This is a genomic window from Agrobacterium sp. SUL3, assembly GCF_001263295.1.
GTDB lineage: Bacteria > Pseudomonadota > Alphaproteobacteria > Rhizobiales > Rhizobiaceae > Agrobacterium > Agrobacterium tomkonis.
Map to the genome: position 1 here is coordinate 138,349 of NZ_KQ414509.1, position 21,772 is coordinate 160,120.

General features: G+C 58.2%; 21 protein-coding genes. 10 read left to right on the forward strand and 11 right to left on the reverse strand.

The features are described 5' to 3' along the window. Positions 1 to 33: 33 nt before the first annotated feature. From AKG12_RS19910 to rirA, 6 genes are all read right to left on the reverse strand, one after another. A complete protein-coding gene (locus tag AKG12_RS19910) occupies positions 34 to 774 on the reverse strand; it encodes an ABC transporter permease (RefSeq protein ID WP_046799194.1) in 741 nt (246 codons plus the stop codon). After that, on the reverse strand, positions 771 to 1,709 hold the full coding sequence (locus AKG12_RS19915; protein ID WP_046799195.1) for an ABC transporter ATP-binding protein: 939 nt from the start codon (positions 1,707 to 1,709) through the stop codon (positions 771 to 773). The genes AKG12_RS19910 and AKG12_RS19915 overlap by 4 nt, the downstream gene beginning before the upstream one ends. Beyond that, positions 1,706 to 2,872, reverse strand: a complete 1,167-nt coding sequence (locus AKG12_RS19920; RefSeq protein WP_052820162.1) for an ABC transporter permease — start codon at positions 2,870 to 2,872, stop codon at positions 1,706 to 1,708. The genes AKG12_RS19915 and AKG12_RS19920 overlap by 4 nt, the downstream gene beginning before the upstream one ends. Positions 2,873 to 2,960: 88 nt before the next feature. Beyond that, complete coding sequence (gene osmF, locus AKG12_RS19925) at positions 2,961 to 3,872, reverse strand: glycine betaine ABC transporter substrate-binding protein OsmF (protein ID WP_052820163.1); 912 nt, start codon at positions 3,870 to 3,872, stop codon at positions 2,961 to 2,963. Between the two features lie 138 nt (positions 3,873 to 4,010). Then, entirely contained in the window at positions 4,011 to 5,057 is a 1,047-nt protein-coding gene (locus AKG12_RS19930; protein ID WP_046799428.1) for an AbrB family transcriptional regulator, read from the reverse strand. Positions 5,058 to 5,226: 169 nt separating this feature from the next. Next, positions 5,227 to 5,697, reverse strand: a complete 471-nt coding sequence (rirA, locus tag AKG12_RS19935; protein WP_046799198.1) for an iron-responsive transcriptional regulator RirA — start codon at positions 5,695 to 5,697, stop codon at positions 5,227 to 5,229. Between the two features lie 173 nt (positions 5,698 to 5,870). On the opposite strand from rirA, the gene AKG12_RS19940 reads away from it, so the two are divergent. Continuing rightward, positions 5,871 to 6,920 carry a Fe(3+) ABC transporter substrate-binding protein gene (locus AKG12_RS19940; protein WP_052820164.1) on the forward strand — a complete coding sequence of 350 codons (1,050 nt, stop codon included), beginning with the start codon at positions 5,871 to 5,873 and terminating at the stop codon, positions 6,918 to 6,920. 24 nt (positions 6,921 to 6,944) lie between these two features. Here AKG12_RS19940 and AKG12_RS19945 read toward each other — a convergent pair whose 3' ends face one another. The 3 genes from AKG12_RS19945 to AKG12_RS19955 all read right to left on the reverse strand — a co-directional run bounded on the left by AKG12_RS19945 (position 6,945) and on the right by AKG12_RS19955 (position 10,798). Then, positions 6,945 to 8,015 (reverse strand): M48 family metallopeptidase, encoded by a 1,071-nt coding sequence (locus AKG12_RS19945; protein ID WP_052820165.1) that lies wholly within the window; start codon positions 8,013 to 8,015, stop codon positions 6,945 to 6,947. Beyond that, positions 8,005 to 9,075: a YjgN family protein gene (locus tag AKG12_RS19950; RefSeq protein WP_052820166.1), complete on the reverse strand. Its 1,071-nt coding sequence runs from the start codon at positions 9,073 to 9,075 to the stop codon at positions 8,005 to 8,007. The genes AKG12_RS19945 and AKG12_RS19950 overlap by 11 nt, the downstream gene beginning before the upstream one ends. Positions 9,076 to 9,301: 226 nt before the next feature. Then, positions 9,302 to 10,798, reverse strand: a complete 1,497-nt coding sequence (locus tag AKG12_RS19955) for a CoA-acylating methylmalonate-semialdehyde dehydrogenase (RefSeq protein ID WP_046799201.1) — start codon at positions 10,796 to 10,798, stop codon at positions 9,302 to 9,304. Between the two features lie 167 nt (positions 10,799 to 10,965). Between AKG12_RS19955 and AKG12_RS19960 the strand changes: the two genes are divergently transcribed. From AKG12_RS19960 to pncB, 8 genes are all read left to right on the forward strand, one after another. Further along, a complete protein-coding gene (locus AKG12_RS19960; RefSeq protein WP_052820167.1) occupies positions 10,966 to 11,283 on the forward strand; it encodes a putative quinol monooxygenase in 318 nt (105 codons plus the stop codon). Continuing rightward, positions 11,280 to 12,161 (forward strand): LysR family transcriptional regulator, encoded by an 882-nt coding sequence (locus AKG12_RS19965; protein WP_052820168.1) that lies wholly within the window; start codon positions 11,280 to 11,282, stop codon positions 12,159 to 12,161. Before AKG12_RS19960 ends, AKG12_RS19965 begins: the two co-directional genes overlap by 4 nt. Positions 12,162 to 12,284: 123 nt before the next feature. Beyond that, the gene (locus tag AKG12_RS19970) at positions 12,285 to 13,202 is read left to right on the forward strand and encodes a DMT family transporter (RefSeq protein ID WP_052820169.1); all 918 of its coding nucleotides are present in this window, start codon (positions 12,285 to 12,287) and stop codon (positions 13,200 to 13,202) included. 292 nt (positions 13,203 to 13,494) lie between these two features. Beyond that, positions 13,495 to 14,601: a DUF475 domain-containing protein gene (locus tag AKG12_RS19975; protein ID WP_052820170.1), complete on the forward strand. Its 1,107-nt coding sequence runs from the start codon at positions 13,495 to 13,497 to the stop codon at positions 14,599 to 14,601. A 382-nt stretch (positions 14,602 to 14,983) separates the two neighbouring features. Further along, positions 14,984 to 15,328 carry a MarR family transcriptional regulator gene (locus AKG12_RS19980; protein WP_046799206.1) on the forward strand — a complete coding sequence of 115 codons (345 nt, stop codon included), beginning with the start codon at positions 14,984 to 14,986 and terminating at the stop codon, positions 15,326 to 15,328. 17 nt (positions 15,329 to 15,345) lie between these two features. Beyond that, complete coding sequence (locus AKG12_RS19985; protein WP_052820171.1) at positions 15,346 to 16,197, forward strand: C40 family peptidase; 852 nt, start codon at positions 15,346 to 15,348, stop codon at positions 16,195 to 16,197. A 95-nt stretch (positions 16,198 to 16,292) separates the two neighbouring features. Continuing rightward, on the forward strand, positions 16,293 to 16,652 hold the full coding sequence (locus AKG12_RS19990; protein WP_052820232.1) for a hypothetical protein: 360 nt from the start codon (positions 16,293 to 16,295) through the stop codon (positions 16,650 to 16,652). Between the two features lie 221 nt (positions 16,653 to 16,873). Continuing rightward, positions 16,874 to 18,178 carry a nicotinate phosphoribosyltransferase gene (pncB, locus tag AKG12_RS19995; protein ID WP_046799208.1) on the forward strand — a complete coding sequence of 435 codons (1,305 nt, stop codon included), beginning with the start codon at positions 16,874 to 16,876 and terminating at the stop codon, positions 18,176 to 18,178. A gap of 43 nt (positions 18,179 to 18,221) precedes the next feature. Here pncB and AKG12_RS20000 read toward each other — a convergent pair whose 3' ends face one another. Then, positions 18,222 to 19,616, reverse strand: a complete 1,395-nt coding sequence (locus AKG12_RS20000; protein WP_046799209.1) for a leucyl aminopeptidase family protein — start codon at positions 19,614 to 19,616, stop codon at positions 18,222 to 18,224. Between the two features lie 356 nt (positions 19,617 to 19,972). Between AKG12_RS20000 and AKG12_RS20005 the strand changes: the two genes are divergently transcribed. Beyond that, complete coding sequence (locus AKG12_RS20005; RefSeq protein ID WP_052820233.1) at positions 19,973 to 20,683, forward strand: tetratricopeptide repeat protein; 711 nt, start codon at positions 19,973 to 19,975, stop codon at positions 20,681 to 20,683. 99 nt (positions 20,684 to 20,782) lie between these two features. Here AKG12_RS20005 and AKG12_RS20010 read toward each other — a convergent pair whose 3' ends face one another. Further along, positions 20,783 to 21,769 (reverse strand): type II secretion system F family protein, encoded by a 987-nt coding sequence (locus tag AKG12_RS20010; protein WP_052820172.1) that lies wholly within the window; start codon positions 21,767 to 21,769, stop codon positions 20,783 to 20,785. Positions 21,770 to 21,772 lie beyond the last annotated feature (3 nt).

Sequence of the window (21,772 nt, forward strand, 5' to 3'; positions counted from 1 at the left end):
GTCGGGAACATAAAAATGCGAGGCTAGCCCGTGTCAGTGCCCGGTTTTGCGGGCTGCGGTCCTTTCCAGCGCGGAAAAGGCAGAGTGGATCAGGATTGCCAGTGCGGCGACGATCAAACCGCCCTGCAGGATGAAGGCGAGATTGTTGGATTGTAGCCCGGCGATGATCACTTCGCCAAGCGTGCGCGCGGCGACCGTGGAGCCGATGGTGGCGGTTGAAAGGCTGATGACTGCTGAAAGCCGGATGCCCGCGAGAATGGCCGGCAAGGCAAGCGGCAGTTCCACTTTGACAAGCCGCTGCCAGCCGGTCATTCCGCTGCCTCTGGCGGCATCCATCACCGTGGCGGGCAGGGTGGTAAGCCCCGTCAGCGTATTTTCGAACACCGGCAGCAACGCGTATAAAAACAGCGCAATAAGTGTCGGTTTCTCCCCAAAACCGATCATCGGCACTGCAAGCGCCAGTACCGCCACGGGGGGAAAGGTCTGGCCGATATTGACGATGCTGCGCGACAGCGGCAGGAAATCCGCCCCGAAAGGCCGGGTGACGAGAACTGCGAGCGCACCCGCCACCAATGTGGCCAGCCCCGTGGCGATCGCCACGGTGGTCAGATGCGAAAGGGTGAGGGAAAGCAGGTTGGCCTGGGTGTAGATCGCCGGTGCATTGGCCTGCACGAGAGGGCGAAATATCGGCGCGAAGATTTGCGGCGCGGCAAGAAAGACGATCAGCACCAGCACCAGAAATCCGATTGCAAGCAAAGAGGTTGCGTTTTTCATGAGGCTCCGGCAGCACGCTGGAGGAGAACGTCCCGCCGCACCCGGCCGGTGAGCTGGCCATCGTCTTTGACCACCGGCAAGACATCGCAGCCCGCCCATAACATCGCTGATAGGGCATCGCGCTGGCTTGTATGTTCGGTGAGCGGCTCGCCCTCGGCGCTTCCCGGCTCCACGATGTCGGCAATGGAGAGAACCGAAAGCAGTTTCAGCGCGCGTTCGTTTTCGCCGATCATCGTTCGCACGAAATCGGTTGCCGGTTTCAGCACCAGTTCCGCCGGCGGGCAGTCCTGCACGATGCGCCCCTTGTCCATCACGGCAATACGGTCCGCCAGATGAAAGGCCTCGTCCATATCATGCGTCACGAGGACGACGGTGACCCCGAGCTTTTTCTGAATATCGAGAAGATCGTTCTGTGCCTTGGCGCGGATCACCGGGTCGAGCGCGCCGAAGGGTTCGTCCATCAACAAAATGTTCGGCTCTGCGGCGAGCGCCCGCGCCACGCCGACACGCTGTTGTTGACCGCCGGAAAGTTCATGCGGAAAACGGTCCGCATAAAGCGTGGGATCAAGCTGGAAGAGGTGCATCAGCGCATCGATCTTCGCCTCGATACGTTTGCGGTCCCAGCCGACCAACTGCGGAACGGTGGCGATATTCTCCGCCACCGTTCTGTGTGGAAACAGGCCATGGCCCTGAATGGCATAGCCGATCTGTCGGCGCAGTTTGTAACCCGGCATAGTGCTGACATCCTCGCCGTCGATCCGGACCGTGCCGGAGGTCGGTTCCACCAGCCGGTTTATCATCCGCAGCAGCGTGGTTTTTCCCGATCCTGATGTGCCGACGATGACGGTGACGGTGCGCGGCGCTACCGTCAGCGACACCTGATCCACGACGGCTGCATCGCCATATCGTTTCGTGATGGTATCTATCTCGATCATGCCTGTTGCCTTCCGCCTGCGCTGAAGAGATTGCTGTCGATGAGGGCGTCGAGTGTGATCGCGGCGGCAAAACCGAGGAGAACGGTCGGCACGGTGCCGAGCAGCACGAGGTCCATGGCCGTCTGCCCGATGCCCTGAAATACGAAAACGCCAAATCCGCCCCCACCGATCAGCGCGGCGATCGTCGCCAGCCCGATATTCTGCACCAGCACGATGCGGATACCGGTTAAGATGACCGGCATGGCAAGCGGAAATTCCACCCGCAACAGCCTTTGCACCGGTGTCATGCCGAGCCCGCGTGCCGCTTCCCGGACCGCCTGCGAGACGCCGGAAAGGCCGACAACCGTGTTGGAAACGACCGGCAGCAGCGAATAGAGAAACAGCGCCACAAAAGCGGGCGCCATGCCGATGCCGGCAATACCGATCTTTGCCGCGCCCGGCACAGTGGCAGCGATCCATCCGAGTGGCGCGATCAGAAGACCGAAAAGGGCAATGGACGGGATGGTCTGGATGATATTGAGGCTGTTCAGCAGGCCGGCACGCAACCGTTCGACCTTGTAACAGAGTATTCCCAGCGGAATGCCCGCGACGGTTGCCGCGATCAGCGAGCCGATTGCAAGTTCCACATGCCGGAGGGCCTCGGTCCAGAATATATCTGCCCGGCCATCATATTCCTTGATGATGGAGAGATCATTCCAGAGGCCGCTGGTTAAGATCCCTGCAAGTGAGGCAATCGCCAGCAGCAACAGCAAAATTCGCAAGGCGGGTTTCGGCTGGAGACGGGCAATGCAGTCCGTCGCGAGCAACGCCAGCCCGGCAAACATCAGCCAGAAACCGCTGGCAGGTGAGACGCGGGCAAAACTGTTACCCTCCGGTATCAGGGCAGAGGCTGCCTGGCCGACGAAGATCGCCAGTGCCGCCAGCCCTCCCAGCGCCGCCGCCAGTTTTAGCCGCGCCGGGAAGCGAAAGAACGCGATGAAGGCGGCAATCAGGATAATGGCGACAAGGAAGGCTGCGGCCATAGGGGTAAGGGCTTCGAAGATCGTTCGCGCTTCACCCTGAACAATCCGATTGGCACGGAATATCATGAAGGGCGAGGCGAAAAGCGCGTAGAGCAGCAGGCACGAAATCAGCACACCCACCTTGTCAGGCCATTTCGTCAAGTTCCGCTCCCCCTGGGCGCTAAGCTGGGGCCGGATACTGAAAACCGCCCCCGCTTTTCGCCATCCCGCTTCATTGTCTCACAGGTGATTATTTGACGAAACCGTTCTTTGTCAGGAAGTCGAGCGCCACGGTCTTGGCCTGTTCGCCGCCCACCTGCACACGGGCATTCAGCTCCTGCAGCGTTGCCAGATCAAGTTTTTCGAAGACGGGTTTCAGCAGTTCCTCGATATTGGGGTTCTTTTTCAGAACCTCCTCGCGAATGACCGGCGCAGGCTGATAGACCGGCTGCACATGTTTGTCGTCTTCCATCACGACAAGCCCCGAAGGCGCGATACCGCCATCGGTGCCGTAAACCATAGCGGCATTGGCATTGTTCGTCTGGTTGGCGGCAGCTGCGATCGTGGCCGCCGTGTCGCCGCCAGACAGCGTGATCAGCTGCTCCGGTTTCAAGGTAAACCCGTAGGTCGTCTGAAACGCCGGCAAGGCAGCGGCAGAATTGACGAATTCGGAAGATGCGGCAAGAACCACCTCACCGCCGCCCGTAACATATTTGCCGAAGTCCGAAAGCGACTTCAGATTGTTCTTGTCGGCGACATCCTTGCGCAGCGCGATAGCCCAGGTGTTGTTTGCCGGTGATGGCGTCAGCCAGACGATCTTGTTGGCGTCGTAATCAAGCGTTTTCGCCTCTTCATAGCCCTTTGCGGCGTCTTTCCAGAGCGGATCATCGGCTTTGGAGAAAAAGAAGGCGGCATTGCCGGTATATTCCGGGTAGATATCGATTTCGCCCGCCGTAATCGCTTTCCTGACCACCGGGGTGGCGCCGAGCTGGATGCGGTCCGTCGTCTCGATGTTATTCTTGTTCAGCACGGCGAGGATGATGTTGCCGAGGACGCCACCCTCCGTGTCGATCTTCGACGACACAACCACCTGCGCCTGAGCGATGGAAACAGAAAGGGCAAGCGCAAGTCCGGCGCCGGTCAACGTCATCAAGCGGTTCATGAATGTTCCTCCGGTGGGTCAGCCTGCCGAACAGGCGAGAGATCGCCGCCGCAATTGCGGCGAAATATCAACGGCCGTGAGGAAAAATGGTTGCACGCCATTCGGATTTTTAGCGCTGGCGGTTCCGGCTGGGTGCTGTCAGGTCTTGTCGTTCGGCTTGCGGGCGTCCTTGCCCATGACGAGCGGCATGAGTACGGAAAGGAACAGAAGCCTGATGACATGGTGGGAGCCGACATAGGCGGTATCGGCATGCATCATCACCGCCATGGCCGCCATGGTTTCGAGACCGCCCGGCGCATAGGCGATCATCACCGCATTGAGCGGAACGCCGGTGACGCTGGAAATCATCCAGGCAATGCTGCCGGCGATCACCATCACGGCGATAGTGACGACGAAGCCGGCCAGAAAACCTTTGCGCACTTCCATCAGCGATACGTTGGAAAAACGCGTGCCGATGAGGCAGCCGATCAGTACATAGACTGGCAGGCTGAGCCAAGTGGGAACGCCGCCCTCTGTGAGGCCGGTAATATGGGTGCCGATCGAAACGGCCACGCCGCCAAGCAGCAGGGCTGCCGGAAATCTCCAGCGCAGGAAAAGCCAGCCGGTCAGAAGCGATGCGGCGATGGTCAGCGCCAGGGTCAGCAGACCCATTGGCGGGTTGGTCATCAGCGGTTCGGTGCTGACCAGATCGAAATATTCGACGATCAGCGGTACGGAAAGCGTCAGCGCCAGTACTCTGACACTTTGTACGATGCTGACGGTCGCAAGGTCGCTTTTCGTTTCCGCCCCAAGGCTGATGATATAGCTGAGGTGACCGGGGGAGGCGCCCAGCATCGCCGTCGTCCGGTCATATCCGAAACCGTAATGCAGGATCCAATAGGCGACATAGAGCATGATGACGACGGCGGCGAGCACGACGACGAAGCTCAGCGGCCATGTCTTTGCCGCATCGATGACCGAGGGCGTTACGCTCGTTCCCATCGAAATACCGACGACGACGAAACAGGCATTGCGGATGAAGGCGGGAATTCCGAGCTTTACGCCCGCCAGTCCGGTGATCGTTACGGCAAGTGCCGGCCCGGAAAGGAAGGGGGCGGGAACATGGAGCAGGCTGGCGAGCAGTGCGCCCATGCTGCCGACAAGGGCGGTAAGCGCAAATGTATGGAATTCAGGCTTGATGATCATTGCGACGCTGATTGGTTGCTTGAAAAAGCTCGTGACCAAATGCGCCGTTTCGTCTGGCGGCGTCAACCTGCATCGCCAAAAATATTGTATTTCATGAGTATTTTATAAAAGAAAAACCCGCGACCTTCGGGCACGGGCTTTGGCTTTCGCTGTTCTGATATTTGCGTGATCAGGCGGCGGGAAGGGGCATGGCCTTCGGCATTTCCGTGTCGATACCGAGCAGGAAGTTGATCTGCGGGCGCGCCTTGACGAGATCGTCAATCGAATATTCCGCGAGAACATCGAAGAAGGCATTGAGCGCCTTGCGCAGCGCCGAGTTCAGGCCACAGCTGTCCACAAGCGGACACTCAACGGCGCCGTCCTCGAAGCACTCTGCCATGGCAAAACTGTCTTCGGTCACTCGTACCACGTCGAAAAGGCTGATCTTTTCGGCAGGCTTGCCAAGCCGCACGCCGCCATTGCGGCCACGCACGGTTTCTACCAGGCCCGCCTTGTTGAGTGGCTGCAGGATTTTGAAAAGGAACAGCTCAGATACGCCGTAAGCCCTGGCGATCTCTGGAATGCGGCTCAGCTTGCCTTCATTCGCAGCGCAATACATCAACATGCGAACGGCATAGTTGGTCTGTTTGGTCAAACGCATGCTGGTCTCCTAACTCTCAATGTGGAGTTATATAGTCTCTTTTTCAGTTTAGAACAATTCCAGAAACTGAAAAAACTGGCGCCCATTCGATATTTCTCGAACAGCCTTGTTGACCGCCTCAATGATTCATGAACAAACAAGTCAAGAATCTGAATGTAATGGAGGCATTCGTAATGGCAAGCTTGAAATCGTATTTTTCCGCTGCCGTTTTTTCAGGGCTGACGATCGTTTCCGGCGCGCCCGCAGCTTTTGCGGAAGGCGAGGTGAATGTGTATTCCTATCGCCAGCCCGAGCTGATCCAGCCGCTGCTCGATGCCTTCACGAAAGAAACGGGCATAGAAGCCAACGTTCTTTTCCTCGACAAGGGGCTGGTGGAGCGCATTCAGGCCGAGGGCGTCAATTCGCCCGCCGATCTGCTGTTGACGGTTGATATCGCCCGTCTCGTTGAGGCGAAGGAAGGTGGCGTCACGCAGCCGGTTCTCAACGATCCCGTCATCGAAAAGGACATCCCCGCCAATCTCCGCGATCCGCAGGGCGAGTGGTTCGGCCTGACGACGCGCGGCCGGGTGGTTTATGCCTCCAGAGAGCGGGTGACCCAGAAGGACATCACCTATGAGGAGCTTGCCGAACCGAAATGGAAGGGCAAGATCTGCATTCGTGACGGCCAGCATTCCTACAATATTGCCCTTATCGCCTCGATGATCGCCCATCATGGCGTCGATTACACTCGCACATGGCTGACCGGCCTGAAGAATAATCTCGCCCGCAAGCCTGATGGAACCGACCGCAGCCAGGCGAAATCGATCTTTTCCGGCGAATGCGACATCGCGCTCGGCAATACCTATTATGTCGGTCTGATGCTGACCAATGATCGCGAGCCGGAAGAAAAGGAATGGGCGGGATCGGTGCGGGTGATCTTCCCCAACGCCGGCGATCGCGGCACGCATGTGAATATTTCCGGCATGGCCCTGACGAAATATGCACCCAACAAGGACAATGCGCTGAAGCTGATGGAATTCCTGGCGTCCCGCGAGGCACAGGAAATCTACGCCAAGCAGGTCTTCGAATATCCGGTGCTGCCGGGCGCCGAGCCATCCGATGTCGTCAAGGGTTTCGGCCCCATCAATCCGGACAAGCTGCCGCTGACGGATATTGCCGCTCATCGCAGGCAGGCATCCGAACTGGTGGACGAAGTGGGCTTCAACGACGGTCCGACCAACTGACGCCGTTTTCCGGAGACCGGCGGATCAGTTACCCGCCGGCTTATTGTCCAGTGAGGCGTTGTAATCGAGGATAGCCTTGCGCCTTTCCGGCGTTCCGGGATGGGTGGACACAATGCTGGTGCCGCCCTTGTCCCCCAGCTTTTCCTCAAGTAGCGCGAAGAAGCGCTCGATGGCGGTGGGGTCAAGCCCGGCCTGGCGCATCAGTTGGACGGAGCGCTGATCCGCCTGCCGCTCGGCATCGCGCGAATGCGAGAGCGCCAGAAGACCACCACCCTGGGTGAGAATATCTTCCATGGCCGAACCGACGTCGCCGGCAATCAGCATGACGAGACCGGCAACACCGGCGGCGCGGTAAAGCTGCCGCAGGCTGTGTTCATATTCCACATGGCCGATTTCATGCGCGAGAACCCCGGTGATCATCTGCCTGTCGTCGCCTGCGAGTTCCACCAACTCGTCCGTCAATACCAGCGTGCCGTCCGGAAGCGCGAAGGCATTGGGACCGATATAGCCCCCCTTGCGGAAATTCAGCTTGTAATCCTCGGGCGAACCTTCCGCATGGGCGGCGATCCGGGCAAATTCCGCGCGGATGGCGTCCTGTTGTTCCTGTGGTAGTTCGCTTGCGGAGAACACCGTCTGGTCGAAGGCCTGCATGGTGCTGGCCGACATGATTTGCGGAACGATCGGCGGGGTGACAGCGACCGCCAGTTCCACCAGCGCCGGCAGCGCCAGCTTGTAAGTGCCATAAGCCAGAAGTACGGCTGCGGCGGTGATGCCGATCAGTCGCAGGCGGAACTGTTCCAGCCAGTTTACGAAGCCGGCGCGCTTGGTAATGTGCTGGACAAGCAGACGGTCCACACCGTCATTGTCGCGTGTCTCGAACAGCGAACCGTCCGGAAAATGCAACTCCCGGGGAATGGCTCCAACGCGGTGGCTGATCTCGACCGTTTTTATCTCGGCCTGGGTTCTGACATGGTTGTCCTTCGCGTCGAGCACGAGAAGGACCGTGCCGCCAAGCTTCAGCCTGGCGGCGCTGGAAAGGCTGGAGCGAGCGGCGTGCCACTCGCCCGCAACGGTTTCTCCGGTATTAGAAACCAAACTCGAAACCTTCCATATCCATATATTCGGCGCTGACGGCGGCACCCGTTGCTTCCATCGAAGAAAGGACCTCGCCCACATCGCCATTGAAACGGATTGCCGTGCGTTCGACGGTATAACGCGCTTCGCGCACTGCCGCCCATGGCCGCATCAGGCCAAGCGTGAAGACGGTGACAACAAGGTTGGAGGTGACGATCCAGAGGTAACGCCCGCGATGCAGGTCGCTGCGCAGATCGTGCTTTCCGTCCAGCAGCATGGACGAAATAACAACGTTGCGAACGCCGGTGCGATAAACAACGCCCGCGAGGCCGTAAACCAAAAATGCGCCGAAAAGGCCGACATAGAGGGAAGCAAGCGCGGTAACCATGGCGGCCGTTTCGTCTTCGAGGACCGCACTATTGGCCGCAAAGGCGGCAACGCCGAAGAAACCGACCACGATGCTGCCAATCACCACCATGATCGCCGGAATGATCCAGACCCGATAAAGCGCGCTGATCTTGGGGTCGGCACTGAAGGGCCGGTCACCATAACGCAGGTTGCTGAAAATGTAGCGGTTTGCCCAGCGGCTGGACAGTGGCGCCAGAATGCCGAAGGAGAAAAGCGCGACGAGGCTGCCGAGCAGAATAGAGACGAAGGCGCCTCCCGCAGTGCCGACGAAATCGAAACGGACATTGCGATAGCTTGTCACCCGCGCATTAAAACGAATGCTGCGCGTGATCAGCCAGGGAAAGAAGATCATCAGCAGGAGCGCCGGCACGAAGACCAGAAACGGATGGATGAGGCCGACAAGCTGCGAGACGACGATGAAGGCAAATGCAATCAACCGACCCTTGAAGATTTGTCCGCCGGTGGCGTGATAACCGAAAGCGCGGCCGGCCAGCACGGTGTTGCCATTGAAATAACGCTTGCGGCGCACCTTTGCCCAGGCGGAATAGATGCCGATCGTGACGATCGTCAGCAGAATATTGACGATCCAGATACCAAAATATTCCTTGGCATTTCCACTGAACGAGCCGCGTTCGAGTGCGCGCTGATCCACGCTGACAGAGATTTCACTCATAATAGTCCCTCATGACATGCCCCTCTCCGGGCAGATTGAGTTTGCAGGCTTCCCCGTTATCCTCGATTGGCAGCGTCCCCACGCCGCAACGGCTCTCTTACGCGATAACAGCTTTAAGTGGAATTATTTTGACAAAAGAAACTTGATTTTTTTAGTAATCTTTTTAACCGAAAAAGCCCCGCTGTTTTCGCAGCGGGGCTTTTGTTTTGGTTGCCGGCTTTTCGGCTTACTTCATCGTCGGCATGACGAATTCGGCACCCGACTTGATGCCGGAGGGCCAGCGGGAGGTGATCGTCTTGGTTTTGGTCCAGAATTTGATCGAATCCGTGCCGTGCTGGTTGAGATCGCCGAAGCTCGAGGCCTTCCAGCCGCCGAAGGAGTGGTAGGCGAGCGGAACCGGGATCGGAACGTTGACGCCGATCATGCCGATGTTGATGCGGCTTGCGAAATCGCGTGCAGCATCGCCGTCACGCGTGTAGATCGCGACACCGTTACCGTACTCATGCTTCATTGGCAGTTCCAGCGCATCTTCGTAGTTCTTGGCGCGAACGACCGACAGAACCGGCCCGAAGATTTCCGTCTTGTAGATGTCCATGTCAGGCGTGACGTGGTCGAACAGGCAGCCGCCGACGAAATAGCCGTCCTCATAACCCTGCAGCTTGAAATCGCGGCCATCGACCAGCAGCTTTGCGCCCTGTTCAACACCGCTGTCGATCAGACCCTTGACGCGTGTCTGGGCTTCCTTGGTGACGAGCGGGCCCATATCGGCCTTGTCATCGGTATAGGGGCCGATTCTCAGGCTCTCGATCTGCGGGATGAGCTTTTCTACGAGACGGTTGGCCGTTTCTTCGCCAACCGGAACCGCAACGGAAACGGCCATGCAGCGCTCGCCGGCCGAACCGTAACCCGCACCCATCAGCGCATTCACCGCCTGATCGAGATCGGCGTCCGGCATGATGATCATGTGGTTCTTCGCGCCGCCGAAGCACTGCGCGCGCTTGCCGTTCATGGCGGCGGTGCCATAGACATAGCGGGCGATCGGCGTCGAGCCGACGAAGGAGACCGCGCCAATATCGGGATCGGTCAGGATGGCGTCGACAGCGCCCTTGTCACCGTTGACGACGTTGAGGATGCCGGCCGGAAGACCAGCCTCGATCATCAGTTCGGCAAGACGGATCGGCAGCGACGGGTCGCGCTCGGAAGGCTTGAGGATGAAGGCGTTGCCACAGGCGATCGCCGGGGCGAACATCCACATCGGGATCATGCCGGGGAAGTTGAACGGGGTGATGCCCGCGCCGATACCGACCGGCTGGCGGATCGAATACATGTCGATGGCCGGGCCAGCGCCCTCGGTAAACTCACCCTTCTGCAGATGGGGAATGCCGCAGACGAATTCGCAGACTTCGAGGCCGCGGATGATATCACCCTTGGAATCCTCGACGGTCTTGCCATGCTCGCTGGAAAGCAGCACCGCCAGCTCGTTGAGGTCGCGGTTCAGAAGTTCAACGAATTTGAAGAAAACGCGGGCGCGGCGCTGCGGGTTGGTGGCAGCCCATTTCGGCTGTGCCGCCTTGGCGCTTTCAACGGCAGCACGCAATTCAGCGTCGCTCGCAAGCGCAACGGTTGCCTGCACTTCGCCTGTGGCCGGGTTATAGACATTCGATGTGCGACCGCTGGTGCCGGGCACATGCTTGCCGTTAATGAAATGACCGATTTCCTTCATGGGTAGTCCTCCGCGATTTTTTGATGGGCGCAGCATTGCACTTGAATTTGTACAAATCAATGAACTCGGATAAGAAACCGTTGTGCGTAAATTAAAGTACGATAAGCATTTGAGGCGTTTCCTTATCCGGCACGGCGAGTTCGCCAGTCAAAAAAGAAAGGTAAAAGATGGCGAGCGATGAACCTGTCGTGAGGATGGCTGAAATAGAAATCGATCCGACCCATCTGGACGCCTATCGCAGATTGCTTGCAGAGGAGATCGAGGCTTCGGTCCGTCTTGAAAATGGTGTGCTTGCATTAAATGCGGTGGCGATCAAAGGCAGCCCGGAAAAGATTCGCATCCTCGAAATCTATGCGAACCAGGCGGCATACGAGGCGCATCTGCAGACGCCGCATTTCCTGAAATATAAAGAGGGTGTGGCGGGAATGGTGACATCGCTTACTTTGATCGAAGTTGAACCCGTAATGATGCGCAGCAAGCCATGAATTGGGATGACGTCCGCATATTCCTTGCCGTTGCCCGCTCCGGGCAGATTCTCGCCGCATCGAAACGGCTCGGACTCAATCACGCAACGCTTTCGCGGCGATTGACGCTGCTGGAGCAGGCACTGAAGACCCAGCTGTTTATCCGCCGGACGAACGGCTGCGAAATGACCGAGGAAGGTCAGCGGTTTTTGGGTGCCGCCGAGCGCATGGAAACCGAAATGCTGAATGCCCAGGCCAATCTCGGGCGTGTCGATACGGCAGTGGCGGGAACGGTGCGTATCGGTGCGCCGGACGGTCTTGGCGTCTCCTTTCTCGCGCCACGGCTGGGCCGGCTGACGGCCCGTTATCCTGATCTCAAAATCCAGCTCGTTCCCGTGCCGCGTTCCTTCTCTTTGTCGCAGCGCGAGGCCGATATCGCCATCACCATCGAGCGGCCGGAGCAGGGCAGGCTGATGTTCTCAAAGCTCACCGATTATTCGCTCGGGCTTTATGCCTCCGCCGACTATCTGGCTGAATATGGAACGCCTGATGATGTCGAAGCGCTCAAGCGCCATCGTCGGATCGGTTATGTGGAGGACCTGATCTTCTCGCCTTCCCTGAATTACACCGGTGAGATCATGCGCGACTGGGATGCCGCCTTTGAAATCTCCAGCGCCACCGGCCAGACGGAGGCGGTGCGGTCGGGGGCGGGTATCGGCATTCTGCACAATTACATCGCCGGGCAATATCCTGAACTGTTGCGGATCATGCCGCATATCAGCATAAGCCGGTCCTACTGGACCGCCTATCACGAGTCCGCCCGCCAACTGGTTCGCGTCCGTACCGTGGTCGATTTTCTTCAGGAACTCGTGGCTGAAGAGAGGCGAATATTCTTCTGACATATAAGTCTTCGATCTATTAGTAATATTATTTCTCAAGTCAGCCGCTCCGGGCTTGACAAGGGGTGGCTGGCTGAACGACCAATGCAGCCATTGGGAGAGATCGGAACTGACATGTCGACTATGATACGAAAGCTTTCGCCGACTGGCCTCGGCGTGGCCGTCATGCTGCTTGGAATGCTGCTTTTCGCGCTGAACGATGCCATGGGAAAATGGCTTGTATCGACCTATAGCCAGGGGCAGGTTATCCTGATCCGAAGTGCTGCGGCCCTTGTCATCCTGGTTCCCATCGTCTGGCGAGCTGGCCTTTCCGGCCTTGTGAAGGTCGAGCGGCCCGGATTGCAGGTGGCGCGTGTCTTTTTCTCCACCGCCGAGCTTTTCTGTTTCTATTTCGCGGTCGCGAGCCTGCCATTGGCAGACGTCATGACCTACTGGCTGGCGGCGCCCATTTATGTGGCGGCCCTGGCACCGTTTCTGCTCGGAGAAAAGGTCGGCTGGCGTCGGTGGACGGCCATCGCCATCGGTTTCGTCGGTGTTCTCATCGCCTTGAAACCCAGTTCGGCAAGCCTCACTTCCGCTGCGCTGTTTTCCATTCTCGGCAGTGCTGCCTTCGCCTTCATGATGTTGTCCGGACGCCAGCTGCGCAATACGCCGGATACCGTACTTGCCTTCTGGCAGATCATCGGTGCCGGTCTTGCGGGCATCGTTGCAGTGTTTCTAACACCATCCGGCTGGCTGCCGGTCCAGTCCAGCTTCGATCTGGCGTTCCTCAGCCTGCTCGGCGTAGTCGCCATGGCAGCGCATGTGCTGGTCAATCGGGCTCTGAAGCTTGCCGATGCTGCGACCGTCGCGCCGCTGCAATATACGCTGCTGCTCTGGGCGGTGATCTTCGGATGGGCATTCTTCGGTGATGTACCGCATATCAGCATCGTCATCGGCGCGGGCCTGATCGTTCTATCCGGCCTCTATATTTTCTTCCGCGAAAATACGCTCAAGCGACGCCGCGAAACCGCCGAAGGACTGGTCGAAGAACAGGTTTGATCTTTCCTGACCACTGTCGATACAATCACGGGACTTGACGAGGGCGTGATCTTCAGGGAGTAAGAGAAGGTCCTGCGATCATATGTCTCGCATGGACAGAGGAAACAAAGGTGCCGGGCCCCTCTGGCGAGAGTTTTACGGCGCTCTCGCGATGTCGGTACCGCCTGCAAAAATTGGCCGGCGGATTAAAAACTATGAAAAACCTGAATGTGCTTCGCGCGCGTGCTTTCTGCGTGCGGCCTGACGCTCGGCGTCGGTCCGTGAACGTCCTCGTTATCGGAGGCGACCGGACATGAGCCCCGCCCAGAAAACCACGCTTTCCTACTTCAAGTGGGCATTTATCGTCACCATCGTCGGTCTGATCCTCGGCGGTTATCTCGGTTGGGAAATGACCGGAACGGTGGGCGGCACGGCGACGATCTTCTTCATCTGCGTCGTTCTTGCGGTGCTGGAAATCTCGCTCTCCTTCGATAACGCCATCGTCAACGCCAATAAGCTGAAGGATATGACGCCGGTCTGGCAGCACCGCTTCCTGACCTGGGGTATCCTGATTGCCGTTTTCGGCATGCGTATCGTCTTCCCGCTGCTCATCGTCGTCGTTGCCGCCAATGTCGGCCCCTGGACGGCAATCGTCATGGCGGCGACGCAGCCGGAACGTTATTCGGAAATCATGCGTGACGCCCATCTGCCGATTGCGGCTTTTGGCGGCACCTTCCTGATGATGGTTGGTCTCAATTTCTTCTTCGACCATGAAAAGGACGTGCACTGGGTGCGCTGGATCGAGGAAAAGGCTGCGACCTATTCCTCCGTCAAGGGCATCGAGATCGCCTTCGTGCTGGTCGTCATGCTGGTCTTTTCCCGTATCATCGGTGCCAGTGACAACCCGGAACTCGGTCCGGTCGCAGCCAACACCTTCTTCCATTCGGCGATCTGGGGTCTTTTGACCTTCCTGCTGGTGGAAGTCGTCGGCGGTATTCTCGATCGCAGCCAGGAAATGCTGGAAGGCGCGGCCAAAGGCGGCTTCGGTGCGTTTCTTTACCTCGAAGTGCTGGATGCCAGCTTCTCCTTCGACGGCGTGATTGGTGCTTTCGCACTGACCCAGAACCTGTTCATCATCGCCATCGGCCTCGGCATCGGCGCCATGTATGTGCGCTCGATGACGATCATGCTGGTTGAGAAGGGAACGCTTGCCGAATACCGCTATCTGGAACACGGCGCTTTTTACGCGATCCTTATCCTGTCGGTCATCATGTATGTGCAGACCATGTTCCATATACCGGAGGTCATCACCGGCCTTGGCGGTGCGACCCTGATCGGTATTTCGCTCTGGTCGTCGATCCGGCATAACCGGCAGCAAGGCGCCAATGCCGCTGATACGGCCCGCGGTGCAGAAATCTGAGCCACGCGGAAATCTGATCCACAACGATCCCTGCCTTCCGCCCTTGCGGCGGAAGGCAGTTTTTAAGCACTAAATTCCTGTCTGCTTATTTTTATTGCTAATCTTCGTTTGCAGAAATCCGGCCATGGCGCCGCGATTGCACGATAAATCGTTGTTTTCTCTCATATTTGTGCGCCGCAATAAAATTGGCACGCTTCCTGCTTCTCTTGTTTTAAGTCCAGAGGGGACGTTGGAAGCCCGGAAAACGGGTCCGAAATGCCGCCGCGCTGTTCGACCTATCCGGTCTGCAACAGCGCGGCGGTTTTGTTTGTGCGCTATGGTTCTTGAGTTTTGCCGTTCATTGCCTGAAAAAGGCACGATAACGACTGGAAGGTTTATCGGCGTGCCTGCAGAACTTTCGCCCACGGAAGCCTTGGGGCTCTGGCATCGCGTCGCGATCGCGCAGGTCATTGCCGACGCGCCGGATTTGACCTTGCGCCAGAGCGCCATCCTGCTGCAGATTTATCTTGTGCCGCCGCCGCACACCGTTCGCGGTCTCGCTGCAATGCTGGGCGTGACCAAGCCGGTCATCACCCGCGCACTCGACAGTCTCGGGGCGCTGGGGCTGGTCGACAGGGTGAGGGATGAGCGGGACAGACGCAATGTTGTGATAAAACGCACTGTCACAGGTGCGCTCTATCTGGAAAAATTCGGCGATCTGATTATTGATCAGGCGCGTAAGATCTAACTCTGGACGTGAAACCCATGATGCTCGACCGTCGCCTGAATGTTTTCCGCTCTGACTTGGCCGATGAAAAACTGCAAGGTGTGGTGCAGGCCGACCGCTTCGTCAGTGGTTCGCCCGCGCAAGTCGCTGTTCCCGTCATTGGCCTGCGGCCGACGCCAGACCTTGCCTCCGGTATCGATACGGAGCTTTTGTTTGGCGAAACCATCCGTGTCTTCGATAGAACGAACGGCTGGGCATGGGTGCAGGCGGACGCCGATGGTTACGCCGGTTACGTGCCGGAAACCGCTATTGGCGATGTCGTTACCGTCACGCATCGCGTCGTTGCGCCGCGCACCTTTCTCTATCCTGCCGCTGAACTGCGCAAACCACCGGTCGCGGCCCTTTCCATGGGCAGCCTTATTCGCATCGTCGGCGAGGCCGAGACGCGCGGCACCCGATATCTGATGACTGAAAAAGGCGAGGGCATCATCGCCGCCCATTGCCGGGCAGTCGGTGATGCTGTTGAAGAGGATTATGTGGCGATAGCACTGCGCTTCATCGAGACGCCCTATCTCTGGGGCGGCCGCTCGGGCCTCGGCATAGATTGTTCCGGCCTCGTGCAGCTTTCCATGGCAATGACGGGTCGGCGGGTTCTGCGCGATACCGACATGCAGGTGAAGTCGCTTGGCGTGGAAATAGAGCGCGACGAATTGCGCCGCGGTGATCTGGTCTTCTGGAAGGGTCATGTCGGCCTCATGGAAAACGAGGAAACGCTGCTCCACGCCAATGGGCATACGATGAATGTCGCTTGTGAAAATCTCGATGCGGCCATCGAGCGCATCGGCTGGCTTTATGAAAAGCCGACGGCTTTCCGCCGTCTGGAGGGCTGAGAAAGCCGTTTTCACGAAATCGTGCCCGCCTCACCCTTTGTAGGAAGGTCGTCAACGGCCTACATCGGATGAAGGATGGTATGGGACCGGCATCGATGAAGACAAAAACGGCGACGAAATTGGCAGCGTTCCTGACGGCGGTTCTATTGAGCGCCTCGGCACAGGCGCAGACCGTTTACCAGAATGGCTTTGCCCCGGCACCCGATGCCTATGCGAACCTGCCGGGTGTCAAGGACCCGCGCACGCTGCAGCCCAAAGTCCGTTATACCTGCCACAGCGAACTCGGAACTACCGGATATTCCCGCGGCCCCTACCGCGATGTTTTCGGCAGCCGGGGACTTCCCGTTCAGGGTTATCGCTGCACGGATGAAAACGGTATTTCCAGCTTCGGGGGCAGAAATCCGGTCTCAAAGGACTGGTATCCCGGCATCAATCCCGTCGACCCGACCTTCTGAGGTAAAGGGCCAACCTTCTGAGGTAAAGGGATTGAGCGCCTTCACCCGAAAAGTGCGGTACGCTTTTCGAAAAATCGGCTGCACGAGCAAAACTAAGGCCCTCTGCCGCCGCCGCTCTGGACTTGTTGTCGCTTTTTCAGATAAGTCTTTGCCATGACAGGTTGAGACCTGCCGAGGTGCGGGGTGACGTCGGGTCTCGGCCGATGTTGGGGAATGCGAGCATGACGAAGACCGATATAGCGACCCGTGTCCACAATCACACCTGGAAGCTCGATCCGATCGTTCGCAGCCTGATCGACACGGATTTTTACAAGCTCTTGATGTTGCAGATGATCTGGAAGCTCTATCCGGAAGTCGACGCGACATTTTCCTTGATAAACCGTACCAAGACGGTGCGGCTGGCCGAAGAGATCGACGAGATGGAGCTGCGCGAGCAGCTTGATCACGCGCGCACCCTGCGTCTCTCCAAGAAAGAAAATATCTGGCTCGCGGGTAATTCCTTTTACGGTCGTTCACAGATTTTCGAGCCGGAGTTCCTCTCCTGGCTTTCGAGTTATCAATTGCCGGAATATGAGCTTTTCAAGCGTGACGGGCAGTATGAGCTGAACTTCCATGGCCGGTGGATGGACACGACGCTCTGGGAAATTCCGGCGCTGGCGATCATCAACGAGTTGCGCTCGCGCAGCGCCATGCGCTCGCTCGGTTATTTCACGCTTGATGTCCTTTATGCCAGGGCGAAGGCCAAGATGTGGGAAAAGGTCGAACGGCTGCGGGAACTGCCGGGCCTGCGCATTTCCGATTTCGGCACGCGCCGCCGCCACAGCTTTCTTTGGCAGCGCTGGTGCGTCGAGGCGCTGAAGGAAGGCATTGGACCGGCTTTCACCGGCACGAGCAATGTCCTGCTCGCCATGGATTCCGATCTCGAAGCCGTGGGTACCAATGCGCATGAATTGCCGATGGTGGTTGCAGCGCTTGCGCAGACGAATGAGGAACTGGCGGCCGCCCCCTATCAGGTTCTGAAGGACTGGAACCGGCTTTATGGCGGCAACCTGCTGATCGTGCTGCCTGATGCTTTCGGTACGGCTGCGTTTCTGCGCAATGCGCCGGAATGGGTGGCGGACTGGACGGGTTTCCGCCCAGACAGCGCGCCACCGATCGAGGGCGGCGAAAAGATCATCGAGTGGTGGCAGAAGATGGGCCGCGACCCACGCAAGAAGATGCTGATCTTTTCCGACGGTCTCGATGTCAACGCCATTATCGACACCTACAGACATTTCGAAGGTCGGGTACGGATGAGCTTCGGTTGGGGCACCAATCTGACCAATGACTTTGCCGGCTGCGCGCCAAAAACCATCGCCAGCCTCAAGCCGATCTCGATCGTCTGCAAGGTCAGCGACGCCAATGGCCGGCCGGCGGTCAAGCTCTCAGATAATCCGCAAAAGGCGACGGGCGAGCCGGCCGAAGTGGAACGTTACCTGAAGTTCTTCGGCGAGGAAGACCACAAGGAACAGAAGGTTCTTGTTTGATAGAGATCGGGCGCTCCAGTTGTCGAAGCGCCCGTGGAAGTGATTACTTCGCGAATTGATGTGCGATGTAATGGAAGATCGCCCGGATACCCTGCGCCTCGCCGCCGATCGACGAGTGATGCCTCTCGCTCAGCGACCAGCCGTAAATATCGAAATGCGCCCAGCGCTTGGTATTCGTCACGAAACGCTTGAGAAACAGGGCTGCGGTGATCGAGCCGGCCATGCCGCCTGACGGCGCGTTGGTGATGTCGGCTGCCCGCGAGCGGATATCCTTGTCATATCCCATATAGAGCGGCATCCGCCACAGCGGGTCGTCGATATCGATGCTGGCTTCCGAGATGTCATGGGCCAGATCTTCGTCATCGGTATAAAAAGGCGGCAGATCCGGGCCGAGAGCGACGCGGGCGGCACCCGTCAGCGTCGCCATGTCGATCATCAGGTCCGGCGCATCCTCATCGGCATAGGCCAGCGCATCCGCCAGCACGAGACGTCCCTCCGCATCGGTGTTGTCGATCTGTACCGTCAGTCCCTTACGGCTTTTATAGATATCGCCAGGGCGGAAGGCATTGGAGGAGATGGAGTTTTCGACGGCTGGTACAAGCACACGAAGATCGACAGGCAGCTTCGCATCCATGATCATCAGTGCAAGGCCGAGAACATTGGCCGCACCGCCCATATCCTTCTTCATCAATGCCATGGAGGCAGCGGGTTTGATATCAAGACCGCCGGTATCAAAGCAGACACCCTTGCCGACGAGGGTGAGACGTGGATTGCCCTTTTTACCCCAGTTCATCTCAAGGAGGCGCGGCGCGCTTTCGCTCGCGCGGCCAACGGCGTGGATCAGCGGGAAGTTTTCCTTCAACAGATCGTCGCCGGTGGTGACGCTGACCTTTGCCTTATAGTGAGCGGCAAGGGCACGGAAGGCGATTTCAAGCTCGTCCGGTCCCATGTCATTGGCCGGTATATTGATGAGATCGCGGGCAAGGAAAACGCCGGCCAGAATGCGTTTGATCTCGCCGTCTTCCGCATCTTGCGGAATGAGAAGCTTTGCCCCGTTGGTCTTGGTGGTTCTGTATTTGTCGAAGCGATAGCTGCCGAGGCCAAAGCCGAGCGCCAGGCGGTTGGCGGTCAGGGGCGCGGTTTCGATGTGCCACTCGCCTTCCGGCAGTTCACGGGCAAGTTTCCCGGTTATGAAGGGAATTTCGGATGGATTGCCGCCAAGCCCAAGAAGCGCGCCACCCAGCGAACCATCCGCGGAAGGCACGAGCAGGATGGCGCCTGCTTCCGCCTTGAACCCCGCTTTTTTCGCCCAGTCCAGAGCAACAGGATCGATGGCGCCCTGTTCGATATGGGCTGGGGTGACGGCAAAAACCGGCAGGGTGTTGCCGGCCTTTGAGCTGAAAGGGGTGGGGCGTTCGATGAACTGGTAGGGCGCCATTGTATGCTTCCGTTGGTGCATCGGCCCCGAAAATCGGGATGATTTTCGACAGGAACGATGCGCAGTTTCAAAGTGCCAGAGCGGCCTTTTGCGTCCTCTCGGACGCGGCGCTCCAGTGTCGTGAATCGGTGCGATTAACGCTCTGTTAGGGTTAACAGATTATTGCTTTAGTGAAAGTTGCGTCATGTGAGTCTGTCGTATGTCGGGCGCAAGGTCGATCATTTTTGGGCGGGGGCGCTGCCATGACTGCTTTTTCTTTGGCTAAAACAGGCCGGACCGGGTTGCTGCGCGGAACCTGTCTGGTAGCGCTGGTTCTGGCCGTGTCCGGATGCGCGAGCACCAACAAGCCGGATCGCATGTCCACCGGTTCCATTCCCGCCGCCACCCGTTCTTATGACACGATGAACATGGACCAGCTGCGGCAGGCGGAAGAGACCGCCGGCAAGGCCTATGAACGCAACCCCAAGGACAAGTCGGTCGGCATGAACTACGCCAGCGTTCTGATGATGACGGGCAAGAATACCCAGGCACTTGCCGTCATGCAGCAGATCGCCATCGCCAATCCGGCGGATCGCGATGTGCTTGCCGCTTATGGCAAGGCGCAGGCGGCTGCCGGCCAGCTGGAGCAGGCGCTTTCGACCATACAGAGGGCGCAGACCCCCGACCGACCCGACTGGCGGCTTTATTCCGCCGAAGGCGCCGTTCTCGACCAGCTGGGACGCTCGAACGAGGCGCGCTCGAGATACCGGCAGGCGCTCGACCTCAAGCCGAACGATCCAAGCGTGCTTTCAAACCTCGGCATGTCTTATGTCCTGTCGAGCGATCCCCGCACCGCCGAAACATATCTGCAATCCGCCATTTCGCAGCCCGGCGCTGATAGCCGCGTTCGCCAGAACCTCGCGCTTGTGGTGGGTCTTCAGGGACGTTTCGCCGAAGCCGAGCGCATCGCGGTTCAGGAATTGTCACCGCAGCAGGCGCAGGCAAATCTCACCTATCTGCGCGCGATGCTCTCGCAGCAGAATTCCTGGCAGCAGCTGGCGAAAAAAGACGCAAAGCCCGCAGGCTGATAACATTTTTTGGTTTGGCCGCCAGCATGAACAGGGTCACGATTTTGCCAGCGTAATCGGAATATACCGCCCGTACAAAATGCCGGCGGTTTTTCTTTATCAGAGCGTGTCCATGACCCGGATGATGGCCGGCCCGAGAATGACAGCGATGAGTACCGGCAGGAAAAATATGATCATCGGTACGGTCAGTTTCGGCGGCAACGCGGCGGCTTTCTTTTCGGCCTCGTTCATACGCTCGTCGCGGCCTTCCTGCGCTAGAACACGCAACGCTTGAGCCAGCGGCGTGCCATAGCGCTCCGCCTGGATAAGTGCCTGCACCACGCTTTTGACACCTTCCAGCTGTGTGCGCATACCGAAATTCTCAAGGGCGATTCGCCTGTCCTGAAGAAAGGAGAGCTCCGCCGTCGTCAGCATCATTTCCTCTGCCAGTTCGGGGGATTGCTCGCCCACTTCTTCCGCAACACGGCGCATTGCGGCTTCCATCGAGACACCGGATTCAATACAGATCAGCATCAAATCCAGCGCATCGGGCCACGCGCGTTTGATCGAACTCTGCCTTTTTTTCATGGCGTTGGAAACGTAGATATTTGGTGCGTAAAAGCCGATATAGCCGAAAAGCAGTACAGCCATCAACCTGACCACAAACGCCTTGTCCGCAAGGTTTCCCAGAACAAAGACCCAAGTAAAGGCCAATGCGAGAAAAGCGAACGGTAGGAGGAATCGTGCGGCAAGAAAGGTGTTGAGCGCATTTTGTGAACGAAAACCCGCCGCTCGCAGCTTGTTCATCGTATTTGCGTCCGCAAGTGCTTCCTTAAGATTGAATTTTTCGACGATGCGACGAGCAGATTTGTTATTGCTGCCGCGCAAGGAAGCTTTTCCGTCTCTGGAGGTTGTCGCGAGCCGTTCGCGTTCGCGGCTCCTGATAATATCGCGTTCAGTCGATACCGCTTTCATGCGCTTGGCGAAGTCCTTCTGTTCGAAGAACGGCATGATGAGTGTGTAGAGGGTCGCGAAAACCGCAAGAGTGACGAGAATGGCAATGATCGTTTGCGGATCCGTTAGGTTGGAAAGGAGGTTTCCTGTCATGGC

Coding starts and splice junctions, on each gene's coding strand:
- AKG12_RS19940 (WP_052820164.1), top strand. CDS start 5,871: ATGGCAAGCTTGAAATCGTATTTTTCCGCTGCCGTTTTTTCAGGGCTG.
- AKG12_RS19975 (WP_052820170.1), top strand. CDS start 13,495: ATGAGCCCCGCCCAGAAAACCACGCTTTCCTACTTCAAGTGGGCATTT.
- AKG12_RS19915 (WP_046799195.1), bottom strand. CDS start 1,709: ATGATCGAGATAGATACCATCACGAAACGATATGGCGATGCAGCCGTC.
- AKG12_RS19990 (WP_052820232.1), top strand. CDS start 16,293: ATGAAGACAAAAACGGCGACGAAATTGGCAGCGTTCCTGACGGCGGTT.
- AKG12_RS19985 (WP_052820171.1), top strand. CDS start 15,346: ATGATGCTCGACCGTCGCCTGAATGTTTTCCGCTCTGACTTGGCCGAT.
- AKG12_RS19955 (WP_046799201.1), bottom strand. CDS start 10,798: ATGAAGGAAATCGGTCATTTCATTAACGGCAAGCATGTGCCCGGCACC.
- AKG12_RS19910 (WP_046799194.1), bottom strand. CDS start 774: ATGAAAAACGCAACCTCTTTGCTTGCAATCGGATTTCTGGTGCTGGTG.
- AKG12_RS20010 (WP_052820172.1), bottom strand. CDS start 21,769: ATGACAGGAAACCTCCTTTCCAACCTAACGGATCCGCAAACGATCATT.
- rirA (WP_046799198.1), bottom strand. CDS start 5,697: ATGCGTTTGACCAAACAGACCAACTATGCCGTTCGCATGTTGATGTAT.
- AKG12_RS19930 (WP_046799428.1), bottom strand. CDS start 5,057: ATGATCATCAAGCCTGAATTCCATACATTTGCGCTTACCGCCCTTGTC.
- AKG12_RS20000 (WP_046799209.1), bottom strand. CDS start 19,616: ATGGCGCCCTACCAGTTCATCGAACGCCCCACCCCTTTCAGCTCAAAG.
- AKG12_RS20005 (WP_052820233.1), top strand. CDS start 19,973: ATGTCCACCGGTTCCATTCCCGCCGCCACCCGTTCTTATGACACGATG.
- pncB (WP_046799208.1), top strand. CDS start 16,874: ATGACGAAGACCGATATAGCGACCCGTGTCCACAATCACACCTGGAAG.
- AKG12_RS19960 (WP_052820167.1), top strand. CDS start 10,966: ATGGCGAGCGATGAACCTGTCGTGAGGATGGCTGAAATAGAAATCGAT.
- AKG12_RS19970 (WP_052820169.1), top strand. CDS start 12,285: ATGATACGAAAGCTTTCGCCGACTGGCCTCGGCGTGGCCGTCATGCTG.
- osmF (WP_052820163.1), bottom strand. CDS start 3,872: ATGAACCGCTTGATGACGTTGACCGGCGCCGGACTTGCGCTTGCCCTT.
- AKG12_RS19950 (WP_052820166.1), bottom strand. CDS start 9,075: ATGAGTGAAATCTCTGTCAGCGTGGATCAGCGCGCACTCGAACGCGGC.
- AKG12_RS19965 (WP_052820168.1), top strand. CDS start 11,280: ATGAATTGGGATGACGTCCGCATATTCCTTGCCGTTGCCCGCTCCGGG.